We start from the raw sequence: 14,984 nt of genomic DNA, 5'->3' as shown, positions 1-14,984 counted from the left end.
ATGACGAATTATCAGGGGAAAGACATTGTGATTGTCGGGCTCGGTTTAACCGGGCTTTCCTGTGTGGACTTTTTTCTGTCACGCGGCGTTACGCCGAAGGTGATGGATACCCGCATCTCCCCGCCCGGCATCGATAAGCTGCCGGACAGCGTTCAGTGTCACTGCGGTGGTCTTGAAGCGCAGTGGCTGCTGGATGCAGACCTGATTATCGCAAGCCCGGGAGTGGCGGTCAGTACCCCGCAACTGCAGGCAGCGGCGCAGGCCGGTGCGGAAATTATCGGCGATATTGAATTATTTGCCCGCGAAGTGACTGTCCCGGTTGTGGCGATCACCGGCTCAAACGGCAAAAGCACCGTGACCTCCCTGGTGGGGGAAATGGGGCGCTGTGCCGGTCTGCGTACCGGTGTCGGCGGTAATATCGGCCTGCCGGCACTGGAACTGCTGAAAGACGATTACGAGCTCTGTGTGCTTGAGTTATCCAGTTTTCAGCTGGAAACCACATTCAGCCTGAAACCGGCGGCGGCCACTGTTCTGAATGTCACGGAAGATCATATGGATCGCTACCCGCAGGGACTGGAGCAGTACCGTGCGGCAAAACTACGTGTCTATCACGACGCTGCCGTCTGCGTGTATAACGCGGAAGATGCACTGACACAGCCAGGCTGTGATTGTGACCGCGCAGAATATGTCAGCTTCGGCGTCGAAACCGGGGATTACTGGCTGGATACCGATGAGCAGGCACTCTGCTTCTGCGGTGAAAAAATTATTAACTGCAGTGAGATGATCCTGCACGGCCAGCACAACTACTGTAATGCCCTGGCAGCCCTGGCACTGGCAGATGCGGTCAATATCCCGCGTGAAGGCGCACTGAAAGCACTGCGCACTTACAGCGGTCTGCCGCACCGTTTTCAGCTGGTACATGAATCTGCCGGGATCCGCTGGATTGATGATTCCAAAGCCACCAACGTCGGCAGTACTGAAGCGGCGCTGAACGGCCTGCAGGTGGACGGCTGTCTGCATCTGCTGCTCGGCGGTGACGGTAAATCAGCGGATTTCTCTCCGCTGCTGCCGTACCTGAGCGGCGAAAAAATCCGTCTTTACTGCTTCGGGCGTGACGGCGAACAACTGGCGCAGCTGCGTCCGGATGTCTCTCTGCTGACAGATACCATGGAGCAGGCAATGCGGGCACTGGCGCCGTCACTGGCCGCCGGGGATATGGTGCTGTTATCACCGGCCTGTGCGAGCCTGGATCAGTTCCGTAATTTTGAAGAGCGCGGGCGTGAATTTGCCCGTTTGGCACGGGAGTTAGCGGCATGAGATTCCCCGGATCACAGCGTTTTAAAAACTGGATGATCGGCGAGCGTAACGGCGAGTTCAGTACGGTCGTGATGTATGACCGGACACTGCTGTGGTTTGCACTGGGACTGGCCGCGATTGGCTTTGTGATGGTGACTTCCGCCTCTATGCCTGTCGGGCAGCGTCTGGCGGATGATCCTTTCTATTTTGCCAAGCGTGACGGCGGCTTCTTAATTTTTGCTTTTATTATCGCTGCGGTGATTATGCGGTTCCCGCTGGAAATGTGGCAGCGCTACAGCACATTACTGCTGATTGGTACGATCGGCGGGCTGATTGTGGTACTCGGCGTGGGCAGCTCGGTTAACGGGGCATCACGCTGGATAGCTATCGGGCCGATGCGTATTCAGCCTGCGGAAGTATCGAAACTGGCACTGTTTGTTTATCTCGCGAGCTATCTGGTGCGCAAGGTGGATGAAGTCAGAAATAACTTCTGGGGATTCTGCAAGCCGATGGGCGTGATGTTTGTGCTGGCGGTGTTACTGCTGTTACAGCCGGACCTCGGTACCGTGGTGGTACTGTTTGTCACCACACTGGCGCTGCTTTTCCTCGCCGGTGCCAAAATGTGGCAGTTTATCGCGATTATCGGCGGCGGTGTCGCGGCAGTGGTGCTGCTGATTATTGCCGAACCTTACCGTATGCGGCGTGTAACCTCCTTCCTTGACCCGTGGGAAGATCCGTTCGGCAGCGGTTACCAGTTAACACAGTCACTGATGGCTTTCGGGCGCGGTGATTATCTCGGTCAGGGGCTGGGCAACTCCATTCAGAAAATGGAATACCTGCCGGAAGCGCATACCGACTTTATTTTTGCCATCCTCGGTGAGGAACTGGGGTATTTCGGTGTGATCCTGGTGCTGCTGATGGTCTTTTTTGTCGCATTCCGCGCCATGGTTATCGGCCGCCGCGCACTGATGATCGACCAGCGTTTTGCCGGTTTTCTGGCCTGTGCCATCGGCATCTGGTTCAGCTTCCAGGCCCTGGTTAACGTCGGTGCAGCCTCCGGCATGCTGCCGACCAAAGGGCTGACGCTGCCGCTGATCAGTTACGGCGGCTCGAGTTTAGTGATTATGACCACAGCCATTGCCTTGCTGCTGCGGATTGATTTTGAAACACGCCTGGCAAAAGCCCAGGCATTCTCAAGGAGAGCGCGATGAGTAATAAAGCCCCCCGTCTGATGGTGATGGCCGGTGGTAGTGGCGGACATGTCTTTCCGGGGCTTGCGGTTGCGCACTATTTACAGAGTCAGGGCTGGGAAATCCGCTGGCTGGGTACCCGTGATCGGATGGAAGCTCAGCTCGTGCCGAAACACGGCATTGATATCGATTTTATTGAGATTACCGGTCTGCGCGGCAAAGGCGTGAAAGCGCTGCTCACCGCGCCGTTCCGTATCGCGAAAGCGGTAAAACAGGCGAAAAAAATTATGCGTGACTACCAGCCTGATGCCGTGCTCGGCATGGGCGGGTTTGTTTCCGGTCCCGGTGGTGTGGCCGCCTGGCGCTGTGGTATTCCGGTGATCCTGCATGAGCAGAACGGTGTGGCCGGGCTGACCAACGGCTGGCTGTCGAAAATCGCCACCACAGTATTACAGGGATTCCCGGGAGCGTTCCCGCAGGCTCCGGTGGTCGGTAACCCGGTGCGGGAGGATATCCTCAGTCTGCCGTCCCCGGCAGAACGCTTTGCCGGACGTGAAGGGCCAATCCGTATTCTGGTGATCGGCGGCAGTCAGGGCGCGCGTATCCTGAATCAGACCCTGCCGGAAGTGGCCGGGATTATGGGGGATGCAGTCTGTATCCGCCATCAGGCCGGTAAAGGCAGTGCGGAAAGCACACAAGCGCTGTATAACGCGCAGAATGCGTCAGACAGTGTGACAGTCACAGAATTTATTGATGACATGGTTGAAGCTTATACCTGGGCGGATGTGGTTATCTGCCGCTCCGGGGCGCTGACCGTCAGTGAGATCGCGGTGGTCGGGCTGGGTGCGATTTTTGTGCCGTTCCTGCATAAAGACCGCCAGCAATACTGGAATGCGCTGCCGCTGGAACAGGCGGGTGCTGCGGTTATCATGGAACAGCCGTCCTTTAATGCACAGGCGGTGGCAGAGCAGTTACGCGAGTGGGACAGACCACGCCTGCTGACCATGGCGGAAAAAGCACGGAGTGTCGCAATTACCGATGCCACCAAACGGGTGGCGGATGCAATTATCGCGGCAGCGAAAAAACACTAACGAATTGATATAGCGAAGAAATAACGTGAATACACAGCAATTGGCGAAATTACGATCCTTCATTCCGGAAATGAAACGTGTCCGGCACATTCACTTTGTCGGTATCGGCGGTGCCGGTATGGGCGGGATAGCGGAAGTGCTGGCGAACGAAGGTTATGAGATCAGCGGGTCTGATCTGGCGCCGAATGCGGTAACAAAACAGCTGACTAACCTGGGCGCGACGATTTATTTCAATCACCGTCCGGAAAACGTGGCAGACGCCAGTGTGGTGGTGGTATCCACCGCCATTTCAGCGGATAACCCGGAAATTGTTGCGGCGCGTGAAGCCCGTATTCCGGTGATCCGCCGCGCGGAAATGCTCGCGGAACTGATGCGCTTCCGCCACGGTGTGGCGATTGCCGGTACTCACGGCAAAACCACCACCACGGCGATGATTTCCGGTATTTACGGCCGCGGCGGCCTGGATCCGACCTTCGTCAACGGCGGGCTGGTTAAAGCTGCCGGTGTGCATGCGCGTCTCGGCTCAAGCCGTTACCTGATTGCGGAAGCGGATGAAAGCGATGCTTCTTTCCTGCATTTACAGCCGATGGTGGCCGTGGTCACCAATATCGAGCCGGATCACATGGATACTTATCACGGTGATTTTGAAACCCTGAAAGACACCTTTGTGAATTTCCTGCACAACCTGCCGTTCTACGGCCTGGCTGTGGTGTGTATGGATGATGCGGTTATCCGCGAAATCGTACCGCGTATCGGCCGTTATGTGATTACCTACGGTTTTCATGAGGATGCGGATGTCCGTATCACAGATTTTGAACAGCGCGGCTCACAGTGCTTCTTCACCGTTCACCGGGAGAATCTGCCGGATCTGACTGTGGAACTGAATGCACCGGGCCGTCACAACGTCCTGAATGCCACCGCGGCGATTGCGGTCGCGACAGAAGAAGGCATTCTGGATGAGGATATCCTGGCCTCTCTGCGTGAATTCCAGGGTACCGGGCGCCGTTTTGATTTCCTCGGCAACTTCCCGCTGGAGCACGTCAACCAGAAAGAGGGCAGTGTGATGCTGGTGGACGATTACGGCCATCACCCGACCGAAGTGGATGCGACTATCAAAGCGGCAAGAGCAGGCTGGCCGGATAAGCGGATTGTGATGGTGTTTCAGCCGCACCGCTACACCCGTACCCGTGACCTGTATGATGATTTTGCCAACACGCTGGATCAGGTCGATATCCTGCTGATGCTGGATGTGTATGCCGCCGGTGAGCCGGTCATTCCGGGGGCGGACAGCCGCTCGCTGTGCCGCACAATCCGCCAGCGCGGTAAGCTGGATCCGATTCTGGTCACCGAACCGGGCAAAATTGCAGCGGTTCTGGCACAGGTTCTTGAAGATAATGATTTAATACTGGTTCAAGGCGCCGGAAATATCGGTAAAATAGCGCGTACATTGGCTGACACAAAATTACGGCCGGTTTTGAGTGAGGATAATTAAGAATGACTGAAAAAGTCGCGGTACTGATGGGCGGTACATCCGCAGAACGTGAAGTCTCCCTGGCTTCAGGTGCGGCGGTGCTCGCCGGTTTAAAAGAAGCCGGTATTAATGCATTCGGTGTGGATACCAAAGAGTATCCGGTTACCCGTCTGAAGGAAGACGGTTTTACCAAAGTCTTTATCGCGCTGCACGGCCGCGGCGGGGAAGACGGCACACTGCAGGGTTGCCTGGAGCAGATGGGACTGCCGTACACCGGAAGTGGTGTCATGGCCTCCGCACTCTCTATGGACAAGCTGCGCACCAAACAGCTGTGGGCGGGCGCAGGTCTGCCGATTGCGCCGTATTTCGCCATCAGTGCAGCCCGTTTCGCGCAGATCAGCGATGAAGAATTGCAGCAGGGTGTGGCACCGCTGGGTTATCCGGTGATTGTCAAACCAAGCCTGGAAGGTTCAAGTGTCGGTATGTCCAAAGTGGATAATGCGCAGGCGCTGCGTCCGGCACTGGAAGAAGCGTTTAAACACGACAAAGACGTGCTGGTGGAAAAATGGCTGAGCGGCCCGGAATTCACCGTGGGCTTCCTCGGTGAGCAGATGCTGCCGTCTATCCGTATTCAGCCGGCGGCGGTGTTCTACGACTACGAAGCCAAATATATTTCTGACGACACACAATATTTCTGCCCGGGCCTCGAAGGGGCACGCGAGACAGAAATCCGTGAGCTGGCAAAAGCTGCTTACAAAGCCGTGGGCTGTGAAGGCTGGGGCCGTGTGGATGTGATGCTCGACAGTGACGGGCAGTTCTACCTGCTGGAAGTGAACACTTCCCCTGGTATGACCAACCACAGTCTGGTGCCGCAGGCGGCGCGTCAGGCAGGCATGAGCTTCTCCGCTTTTGTGGCGGACGTTCTGGCACTGGCGGACTGATATGTCACAGGCTGCACTGAATATGCGTGAACCGGATCCGGATACGGATTATGACGGTTCACGTCCCAGTAACGGCGCATACCTTGCCGGACTGCTGTTTTTCCTGATGGTGCTGGGAACGCTGGTCTGGGGGGGGCTGATGGTGCTGAACTGGATGAAAGATGCAGACCGCCTGCCGATGTCAAAACTGGTATTAACCGGTGAGCGCCATTACACGACAAACGACAATGTGCGCAAAGCGGTGTTATCCCTCGGAACGCCCGGTACGTTCATGACACTGGATGTCAATGAAGTGCAGCAGCAGCTGGAACGGATCCCGTGGTTACGTCAGGTCACTGTGCGCAAGCAGTGGCCGGACGAATTAAAAATTCATCTGGTCGAGTATGTGCCGTATGCACGCTGGAATGACTCACAGATGGTTGATGACGCCGGGCGGGTTTTCAGCCTGCCGGCGGAACTGACAGAAAAAGATTCTTTCCCGATGCTCTACGGAGCACAGGGCAGTGAACAGGATGTACTGAGCGGGTATCGTGAAATGGCGCAGCAGCTCAGCGGGGCAGGGCTGAAAATCAAATCAGCCTCAATGTCACCGCGTCATGCCTGGCAGCTTGTGCTGGATAATGATGTCCGGGTTGAACTCGGACGGCTGGATACCAAAGGCCGGTTACAGCGTTTCATCGAGCTGTATCCGACCCTGACGCAGGAACAGGACAAACGGGTTGATTATGTCGATCTCCGCTATGACAGCGGTGCTGCGGTCGGCTGGGCGCCATTGCAGATCGATCCTTTCGCAAACGGACATTAAGACATAACAGGTAAAGAAGGCGGGCAGAATAACAATGATCAAAGCAACGGATAGAAAATTAGTCGTCGGCCTCGAAATAGGCACCGCCAAAGTATCTGCGCTTGTTGGTGAAATTCTGCCGGACGGTGTGGTGAACATTATCGGTGCGGGTAACTGCCCGTCACGCGGAATGGACAAAGGCGGCGTCAATGATCTGGAGTCGGTGGTAAAATGCGTTCAGCGTGCCATCGACCAGGCGGAACTGATGGCGGACTGCCAGATATCATCAGTCTATCTGGCGTTATCCGGCAAACACATCAGCTGCCAGAATGAAATCGGTATGGTGCCGATTTCAGAAGAAGAAGTGACCCAGGAAGATGTGGAAAATGTGGTGCATACGGCGAAATCTGTCCGTGTCCGCGACGAGCACCGCGTTCTGCATGTGATCCCGCAGGAATATGCCATCGATTACCAGGAAGGCATTAAAAATCCGGTGGGATTATCCGGTGTGCGGATGCAGGCGAAAGTGCATCTGATCACCTGTCATAACGACATGGCAAAGAATATTGTCAAAGCCGTTGAGCGCTGCGGACTAAAAGTTGACCAGCTGATTTTTGCCGGTCTGGCATCAAGCTTCGCGGTACTGACGGAAGATGAGCGTGAGCTGGGTGTCTGTGTCGTGGATATCGGCGGCGGCACCATGGATATGGCGATTTACACCGGCGGCGCACTGCGTCACACCCGTGTTATCCCGTATGCAGGGAATGTGGTGACCGGCGATATCGCGTACGCCTTCGGCACGCCGCCGAATGATGCGGAAGCCATTAAAGTCCGTCACGGCTGCGCGCTGGGGTCTCTGGTCAGCAAAGACGAAACCCTGGAAGTACCGAGTGTCGGCGGGCGTCCGCCGCGCAGTTTACAGCGCCAGACATTAGCCGAAGTTATTGAGCCGCGTTACACCGAATTACTCAATCTGGTTAATGACGAAATTTTGAAAGTGCAGGAACAATTACGTCAGCAGGGTGTCAAACACCATTTGGCCGCTGGTATCGTGCTGACAGGTGGTGCGGCTCAGATTAACGGACTGGTTGAGTGCGCCCAGCGTGTTTTCCATACACAGGTTCGTATCGGACAACCGCTTAATATAACCGGCTTAACGGATTATGCGCAGGAACCGTATTACTCTACAGCGGTAGGGTTGCTGCATTACGGAAAAGAATCTCACCTGGTCGGCGATACCGAGACAGAAAAACGTGCCTCGGTGGGCAGTTGGTTTAAAAAATTAACTGGCTGGCTCAGAAAAGAATTTTAATTTGTATTAAGGCTGGCGATAATAGCCGCCATATAAGAAAGGCACAAAACGGAGAGAGATTATGTTTGAACCGATGGAATTGACCAACGACGCGGTGATTAAAGTCATCGGCGTCGGCGGGGGCGGCGGTAACGCTGTTGAGCATATGGTCCGTGAACGCATCGAAGGCGTTGAGTTCTTCGCTGTGAATACGGACGCTCAGGCGCTTCGTAAAACCGCCGTCGGCCAGACTATCCAGATTGGTAACGGAATCACCAAAGGCCTGGGTGCGGGTGCAAACCCGGAAGTGGGCCGTAACGCGGCGGAAGAAGATCGCGAAGCGCTGCGCAATGCACTCGACGGTGCGGACATGGTCTTTATCGCAGCCGGTATGGGCGGCGGTACAGGAACCGGTGCGGCACCTGTTGTTGCTGAAGTTGCCAAAGAGCTGGGCATCCTGACTGTTGCTGTGGTGACCAAGCCGTTCAACTTTGAAGGCAAAAAGCGCATGGCATTCGCCGAGCAGGGGATTACTGAGTTATCCAAGCATGTTGACTCACTGATCACCATCCCGAATGACAAACTGCTGAAAGTATTAGGCCGCGGGATCTCACTGCTGGATGCCTTCGGTGCCGCCAACGACGTGTTACGCGGCGCGGTTCAGGGTATCGCAGAACTGATCACCCGTCCGGGCCTGATGAACGTTGACTTTGCGGACGTCCGTACTGTGATGTCAGAAATGGGTTACGCGATGATGGGCTCCGGCGTGGCGCGCGGTGAAGACCGTGCGGAAGAAGCTGCCGAAATGGCGATTTCCAGCCCGCTGCTGGAAGATATCGACCTGTCAGGTGCGCGTGGTGTGCTGGTTAACATCACCGCGGGCTTTGACCTGCGTCTGGATGAGTTCGAAACTGTGGGTAACACTATCCGTGCATTTGCATCGGATAACGCGACTGTGGTTATCGGTACTTCCTTAGACCCTGAAATGAACGATGAACTGCGTGTGACTGTGGTCGCGACCGGTATCGGCATGGACAAACGTCCTGAAATCACGCTGGTAACCAATAAAGCGGTGCAGACCAACAACATGGAACATCGTTATGCACAAATGCAAAACAGCATGACCAGCATGGATGAGAGCAAATCAGTGGCACAGGTTGTCAACGATTCTTCAGCCCAGAGCAATAAAGAACCGGATTATTTAGATATCCCGGCTTTCTTACGCAAACAGGCTGATTAAACCGAAAAGATTTGCATCTCCGCTTTTTGTGCTAAACTATCTCCCTTGTCATTAGTTTATAATGACAGGGAGACAGTTAATCAAACGAGACAGAAACGATGATCAAACAAAGAACATTAAAGCGTATTGTTCAGGCTACGGGTGTAGGTTTACACACCGGCAAAAAAGTTACGCTGACAATGCGTCCGGCACCGGCCAATACCGGGATCATCTATCGCCGTACTGATCTTAATCCGCCTGTCGATTTTCCGGCAGATGCGAAATCCGTGCGTGATACGATGTTATGTACTTGTCTGGTAAATGAAGACAACGTACGTATTTCCACGGTTGAGCATTTGAACGCAGCACTGGCCGGACTCGGCATTGATAACCTGGTTATCGAAGTCGATGCCGCTGAAATCCCGATTATGGATGGCAGCGCAAGCCCGTTCGTATTCCTGTTACTGGATGCCGGTATTGAAGAACTGAGCAGTGCGAAGAAATTCCTGCGTCTGAAAGAGACCGTCCGTGTTGAAGATGGTGATAAGTGGGCTGAACTCTCTCCGTTTAACGGTTTCAGCTTAGATTTCACTATCGATTTCAACCATCCGGCGATCGATTCCAGCACTCAGCGCTACGCGATGAACTTCTCTGCGGAAAACTTTGTCCGGGATATCAGCCGTGCACGTACCTTCGGGTTCATGCGGGATATTGAATATCTCCAGTCCAAAGGCTTATGTTTAGGCGGAAGTTTTGACTGTGCCATCGTGGTGGATGATTACCGCGTACTGAATGAAGATGGCCTGCGTTTTGAAGACGAATTTGTCCGTCACAAAATGTTGGATGCTATCGGTGACCTGTTTATGTGCGGCCACAATATCATTGGTGCCTTTACCGCATTCAAATCCGGTCACGCACTGAATAACAAGTTACTTCAGGCTGTTCTGGCTAAAGAGAGCGCCTGGGAACTCGTGACATTCGAGAACGAAGCACAGATGCCGGTTGCATTCCGTGCACCGTCAACCGTACTGGCGTAATCAGGTCATGGCGCCACAGCTCGTTGCTCTGACCCTGACACTCCTGTCACTGACGTTATTTACCAAATAACCGTCTGCTTAATCTGCTGCACTGGTACTCTCTCCGGCCAGTGCAGCCAATTTCTCCAGCTTCTTCCTCAGTTTTTCCGGACTTCTCTGCGCCAGCGCTTTCAGTGAATTGGCACTCTCCGCACTTAATCTCCGTCCCGGCTCCGCTGTTTTTTGCCCTCTGCTATCTGAATTGCTGCTTTTATCACCACCCGGTAACCCTGTTGCTGATGATTTCATCAATGACGGATTGATTTTGATGTCGATGGCCGATAATGATGGTAAAATCTCCCGGCGCAGTGCAGAACGCAGTGCGGGAAGTTCGTAACGCAGCCGGGTCATCTGTGCCGCATTAGAGACTTCCAGAATTAACAGTTGTTTGCGATAATTAGCCACGCGGCAGTGTGGTTTAAGCATCGCAGGCAGCAGCGCCAGAACGGCGCGGTTGAGTTTAAGTAACACGACAGCACGCTGCTGAATACTTTTAAGGGTATTATTATCCTTAGTCCCGCTTTCCAGCAGGCTTTCAAGGGAAACTGGCTGACTGTCGCGCATCACATATACTCCGGATCTCGTGAGGGAAACACTATTTTAAATCTTTGGCGGCAATTTGGCAGGCGTTATTTCTGGTGCCATCTCTTTATCGGGATTGTGGCGACCGGTTTTGGCCTGCCTGCGGTACTGAACAGTGGTGATGTTACCACAGCCGGTACCGGGACAACACAAAACCGCCAGAGTCAGGCATTATCCGCCTTTGACAGCCTGTTCCTGCAAAGCAGCCAGCCGGCGAGAACCTCACAGAACGTTAATTACTGGCAGCAGCATGCTGTCCGTAATGTTATCCGCCAGATTTCCTTTGCATTTTCCTGTCCGGAAGATGCCTCAAAAGATAATACCCCGGCAGAAGACCGGCATGATGCCTCCGCACAAAATATGCTGGCGGCACTGTATGCCATTCTGACCGACTCCCCGGCTCTGCCTGTTTATCATCCGGCAGTTCTGCCGCAGCGTATTGCTGTAGTTAACCCGTCTCCGTCTTTTTCGGTTCAGTGGATTGCCCGCACCGGCGGCATCCGTGCCGGTCCCGTACAATCAGCGTAGTTCCTCAAAAAAATTATTAACACATTGATTATTAACAAGGCCTGATTGTGCCTGAACAGAGACGTTTATTATGCTGGTAAAATTACTGACCAAAATCTTCGGCAGCCGGAATGACCGTACTTTACGCCGCCTGCGCAAATCCGTGGAAGCTATCAACCGGATGGAACCTGAGTTCGAAAAACTCAGTGATGATGAATTAAAAGCCAAAACACAGGAATTCCGTGATCGCCTGGCCAAAGGTGAATCCGAGCAGGATATCTTACCGGAAGCGTTCGCCACGGTACGTGAAGCCAGTAAACGTGTATTTGGTATGCGTCACTTTGATGTCCAGCTGATCGGCGGCATGGTGCTGAACGAACGCTGCATCGCTGAGATGCGTACAGGTGAAGGTAAAACGCTGACCGCAACACTGCCTGCTTACCTCAACGCCTTGTCCGGCAAAGGGGTTCACGTGGTGACAGTGAACGACTACCTCGCCCAGCGTGACGCCGAAAACAACCGTCCGCTGTTTGAATTCCTCGGTATGACCGTCGGTATCAACCTGCCGGGCATGCCTGCACCGGCCAAACGCGAAGCGTACGCTGCGGATATCACTTACGGTACCAACAACGAATACGGTTTTGACTATCTGCGTGACAACATGGCGTTCAGCCCGGAAGAGCGTGTACAGCGCAAACTGCACTACGCGCTGGTGGATGAGGTTGACTCCATCTTAATCGATGAAGCCCGTACCCCGCTGATTATCTCCGGTCCGGCAGAAGACAGCTCTGAGCTGTACATGAAAGTGGATAAACTGATCCCGCGTCTGGTCCGCCAGGAAAAAGAAGATTCCGACACTTTCAAAGGTGAAGGTCACTTCTCTGTGGACGAGAAAACCCGCCAGGTCACACTGACCGAGCGTGGTCTGGTGCTGGTGGAAGAGCTGCTGTCTGAAGCGGGTCTGATGAATGAAGGTGAATCACTGTACTCACCATCCAATATCATGCTGATGCACCACGTTATGGCGGGTCTGCGTGCGCACTCCCTGTTTGTCCGTGATGTCGACTATATCGTCAGCGAAGGTGAGGTTATCATCGTCGATGAGCACACCGGCCGTACCATGCAGGGCCGCCGCTGGTCTGATGGTCTGCATCAGGCAGTGGAAGCCAAAGAAGGTGTGGAAATCCAGAATGAAAACCAGACACTGGCTTCCATCACTTTCCAGAACTACTTCCGTTTATACACCAAACTGGCCGGGATGACCGGTACAGCGGACACGGAAGCCTTTGAATTCAGTTCAATTTATAAACTCGATACCATTGTTATCCCGACTAACCGTCCGATGATCCGTAAAGATTTGCCGGATCTGGTTTATATGACAGAAGCTGATAAATTCAATGCCATCATTGAAGATATCCGTGAGCGTACCGCAGCCGGACAACCGGTACTGGTGGGTACTATCTCTATCGAGAAATCAGAGCTTATCTCCAACGCACTGAAAAAAGCCAAAATTGAACACAGCGTACTGAACGCCAAATTCCACGCCATGGAAGCGGATATCGTTGAACAGGCGGGTCGTTCCGGTCACGTGACTATCGCCACCAACATGGCGGGTCGTGGTACGGATATCGTGCTGGGCGGCAGCTTACAGGCGGATCTGGCGGCGCTGGACGAGCCGACAGAAGAGAATATCGCTGCGGCAAAAGCTGCATGGCAGGAGCGCCACGATGCCGTTCTGGCAGCAGGCGGCCTGCATATTATCGGTACTGAGCGCCATGAATCCCGCCGTATCGATAACCAGTTACGCGGTCGTTCAGGCCGTCAGGGTGATGCCGGTTCTTCCCGCTTCTACCTGTCTATGGAAGATGCGCTGATGCGTATTTTCGCCTCTGACCGTGTTACCGGCATGATGCGCAAACTGGGTATGAAAGAAGGTGAGGCGATTGAGCATCCGTGGGTAACCAAAGCGATTGCCAACGCACAGCGTAAAGTGGAAAGCCGCAACTTTGATATCCGTAAACAGCTGCTGGAATACGATGATGTGGCTAACGACCAGCGCCGCGCTATCTATACCCAGCGTAATGACCTGCTGGATAACGGGGATATCAGCGAAACTATCGACAGCATCCGTGGTGATGTATTCACAACCGTTATCGATGCACATATTCCGCCGCAATCTCTGGAAGAAATGTGGGATATCCCGGGGCTGGAAAAACGTCTGGAACAGGATTTCGACTTACATCTGCCAATCAAAGAGTGGCTGGATAAAGAGCCTGAACTGCACGAAGAAACCCTGCGTGAGCGCATTCTTGATAAAGCAGTAGAAGTTTACAAAGCCAAAGAAGAGATTGTCGGTGCTGAAATGATGCGTCACTTCGAGAAAGGCGTGATGCTGCAAACCCTGGATACCCTGTGGAAAGAGCACCTGGCAGCAATGGATTATCTGCGTCAGGGGATCCATCTGCGCGGTTATGCACAGAAAGATCCGAAGCAGGAATACAAGCGTGAATCTTTCTCCATGTTTGCTAACATGCTGGAAGGTCTGAAATATGAAGTGGTCAGCACCATTTCCAAAGTTCAGGTCCGCATGCCGGAAGAAGTGGAAGCACTGGAGCAGCGTCGTCGTGAGGAAGCTGAACGTCTGGCACAGCGCCAGCAGCTCAGCCATGAAAATGACAATGCCGCGCTGATGACTAAAACTGAAGCGGAAATGGCATCCGGTGTCCGCAAAGTCGGCCGTAACGATCCGTGCCCTTGCGGTTCCGGTAAGAAATACAAGCAGTGCCACGGTGCACTGAAATAATCAGTCCTGACAGACGATTAGCATAAAAAGGCGGGGGAACCCGCCTTTCTTCTGTAAATAAAACGGACAGAACATGATGGAAAAAAAACACTTACATATTGCTGCCGGCGTTATCCGTAATGCAGAAGGTGAGATATTTATTGCTCAGCGTCCGCTGAAATCTCATATGGGCGGTTACTGGGAGTTTCCCGGCGGTAAGCTGGAATCCGGAGAGTCACCGGAGCAGGCGCTGGTACGGGAGCTGGAAGAAGAGCTGGGTATTGTTGCGGTTCCCGGTAAACTACTGCAGACGGCAGAACATGAATTTCCGGATCGCCTGATCACCATTTATTTCTTCCTGGTGGAAGAGTGGCAGAATGCGCCATATGGTCGCGAAGGTCAGCCATCCCGCTGGGTAAAACAAACAGCACTGATTGCTGAGGAGTTCCCGCCGGTTAACCGGGGAATTGTGGCATTGCTGACAGAATAAGATTCAGAGGTACGGCGGCGGCTGTTTTAATTCAGCCGCTGCCGGATTAATCAGTACGGTGAACTGTCTTCCGGTTCACTCCAGGCTTCACTGTCAGAAAGGTCACTCTGGCTGGCAATCCGTTTTTCTTCCGCAGCCCACTCCCCGAGATCAATCAACTGACAACGTTTACTGCAAAACGGGCGGTACGGACTTTCCGGTCCCCAGACAACTTCTTTTTTGCAATTCGGGCAGTTAACGATAATAGCTTCTGACATAACATCC

The 14,984-nt window shown here is 53.7% G+C and carries 14 protein-coding genes; 12 read left to right on the top strand and 2 right to left on the bottom strand.

Annotated features, from left to right (window positions below; translation table 11 throughout):
• From murD to lpxC, 9 genes are all read left to right on the top strand, one after another.
• Nucleotides 1-1,317 (top strand): UDP-N-acetylmuramoyl-L-alanine--D-glutamate ligase, encoded by a 1,317-nt coding sequence (gene murD / locus GN208_RS07405; RefSeq protein ID WP_004238459.1) that lies wholly within the window; start codon nt 1-3, stop codon nt 1,315-1,317.
• Complete coding sequence (gene ftsW / locus GN208_RS07400) at nt 1,314-2,507, top strand: cell division protein FtsW (protein ID WP_004238460.1); 1,194 nt, start codon at nt 1,314-1,316, stop codon at nt 2,505-2,507. The genes murD and ftsW overlap by 4 nt, the downstream gene beginning before the upstream one ends.
• Nucleotides 2,504-3,577, top strand: coding sequence for an undecaprenyldiphospho-muramoylpentapeptide beta-N-acetylglucosaminyltransferase (gene murG / locus GN208_RS07395; protein ID WP_004238461.1), 1,074 nt, complete (start codon nt 2,504-2,506; stop codon nt 3,575-3,577). The genes ftsW and murG overlap by 4 nt, the downstream gene beginning before the upstream one ends.
• 25 nt (nt 3,578-3,602) lie before the next feature.
• Nucleotides 3,603-5,069 carry a UDP-N-acetylmuramate--L-alanine ligase gene (gene murC, locus GN208_RS07390; RefSeq protein WP_048884199.1) on the top strand — a complete coding sequence of 489 codons (1,467 nt, stop codon included), beginning with the start codon at nt 3,603-3,605 and terminating at the stop codon, nt 5,067-5,069.
• Between the two features lie 2 nt (nt 5,070-5,071).
• Complete coding sequence (locus GN208_RS07385; RefSeq protein ID WP_004238463.1) at nt 5,072-5,989, top strand: D-alanine--D-alanine ligase; 918 nt, start codon at nt 5,072-5,074, stop codon at nt 5,987-5,989.
• A 1-nt stretch (nt 5,990) separates the two neighbouring features.
• On the top strand, nt 5,991-6,794 hold the full coding sequence (gene ftsQ / locus GN208_RS07380) for a cell division protein FtsQ (protein WP_004238464.1): 804 nt from the start codon (nt 5,991-5,993) through the stop codon (nt 6,792-6,794).
• 34 nt (nt 6,795-6,828) lie between these two features.
• On the top strand, nt 6,829-8,085 hold the full coding sequence (gene ftsA, locus GN208_RS07375; protein WP_004238465.1) for a cell division protein FtsA: 1,257 nt from the start codon (nt 6,829-6,831) through the stop codon (nt 8,083-8,085).
• 61 nt (nt 8,086-8,146) lie between these two features.
• Complete coding sequence (gene ftsZ, locus GN208_RS07370; protein ID WP_004238466.1) at nt 8,147-9,304, top strand: cell division protein FtsZ; 1,158 nt, start codon at nt 8,147-8,149, stop codon at nt 9,302-9,304.
• Between the two features lie 98 nt (nt 9,305-9,402).
• On the top strand, nt 9,403-10,320 hold the full coding sequence (lpxC, locus tag GN208_RS07365) for a UDP-3-O-acyl-N-acetylglucosamine deacetylase (protein WP_004238467.1): 918 nt from the start codon (nt 9,403-9,405) through the stop codon (nt 10,318-10,320).
• 78 nt (nt 10,321-10,398) lie between these two features.
• Here lpxC and GN208_RS07360 read toward each other — a convergent pair whose 3' ends face one another.
• Nucleotides 10,399-10,923, bottom strand: a complete 525-nt coding sequence (locus GN208_RS07360; RefSeq protein ID WP_004238468.1) for a DciA family protein — start codon at nt 10,921-10,923, stop codon at nt 10,399-10,401.
• 3 nt (nt 10,924-10,926) lie between these two features.
• On the opposite strand from GN208_RS07360, the gene secM reads away from it, so the two are divergent.
• The 3 genes from secM to mutT all read left to right on the top strand — a co-directional run bounded on the left by secM (nt 10,927) and on the right by mutT (nt 14,720).
• Nucleotides 10,927-11,469, top strand: a complete 543-nt coding sequence (gene secM, locus GN208_RS07355; RefSeq protein ID WP_036415476.1) for a secA translation cis-regulator SecM — start codon at nt 10,927-10,929, stop codon at nt 11,467-11,469.
• 70 nt (nt 11,470-11,539) lie between these two features.
• On the top strand, nt 11,540-14,251 hold the full coding sequence (secA, locus tag GN208_RS07350) for a preprotein translocase subunit SecA (RefSeq protein WP_004238470.1): 2,712 nt from the start codon (nt 11,540-11,542) through the stop codon (nt 14,249-14,251).
• A 76-nt stretch (nt 14,252-14,327) separates the two neighbouring features.
• Nucleotides 14,328-14,720, top strand: a complete 393-nt coding sequence (gene mutT / locus GN208_RS07345) for an 8-oxo-dGTP diphosphatase MutT (RefSeq protein ID WP_015422917.1) — start codon at nt 14,328-14,330, stop codon at nt 14,718-14,720.
• A gap of 50 nt (nt 14,721-14,770) precedes the next feature.
• Here the strand turns inward: mutT and yacG are convergent, their stop codons facing one another.
• A complete protein-coding gene (yacG, locus tag GN208_RS07340; protein ID WP_004238472.1) occupies nt 14,771-14,977 on the bottom strand; it encodes a DNA gyrase inhibitor YacG in 207 nt (68 codons plus the stop codon).
• Nucleotides 14,978-14,984 lie beyond the last annotated feature (7 nt).

Source organism: Morganella sp. HSTU-ASny43, from assembly GCF_022819185.1.
Lineage (GTDB): Bacteria > Pseudomonadota > Gammaproteobacteria > Enterobacterales > Enterobacteriaceae > Morganella > Morganella morganii.
This window is presented reverse-complemented; position numbering and strand designations above follow the sequence as displayed.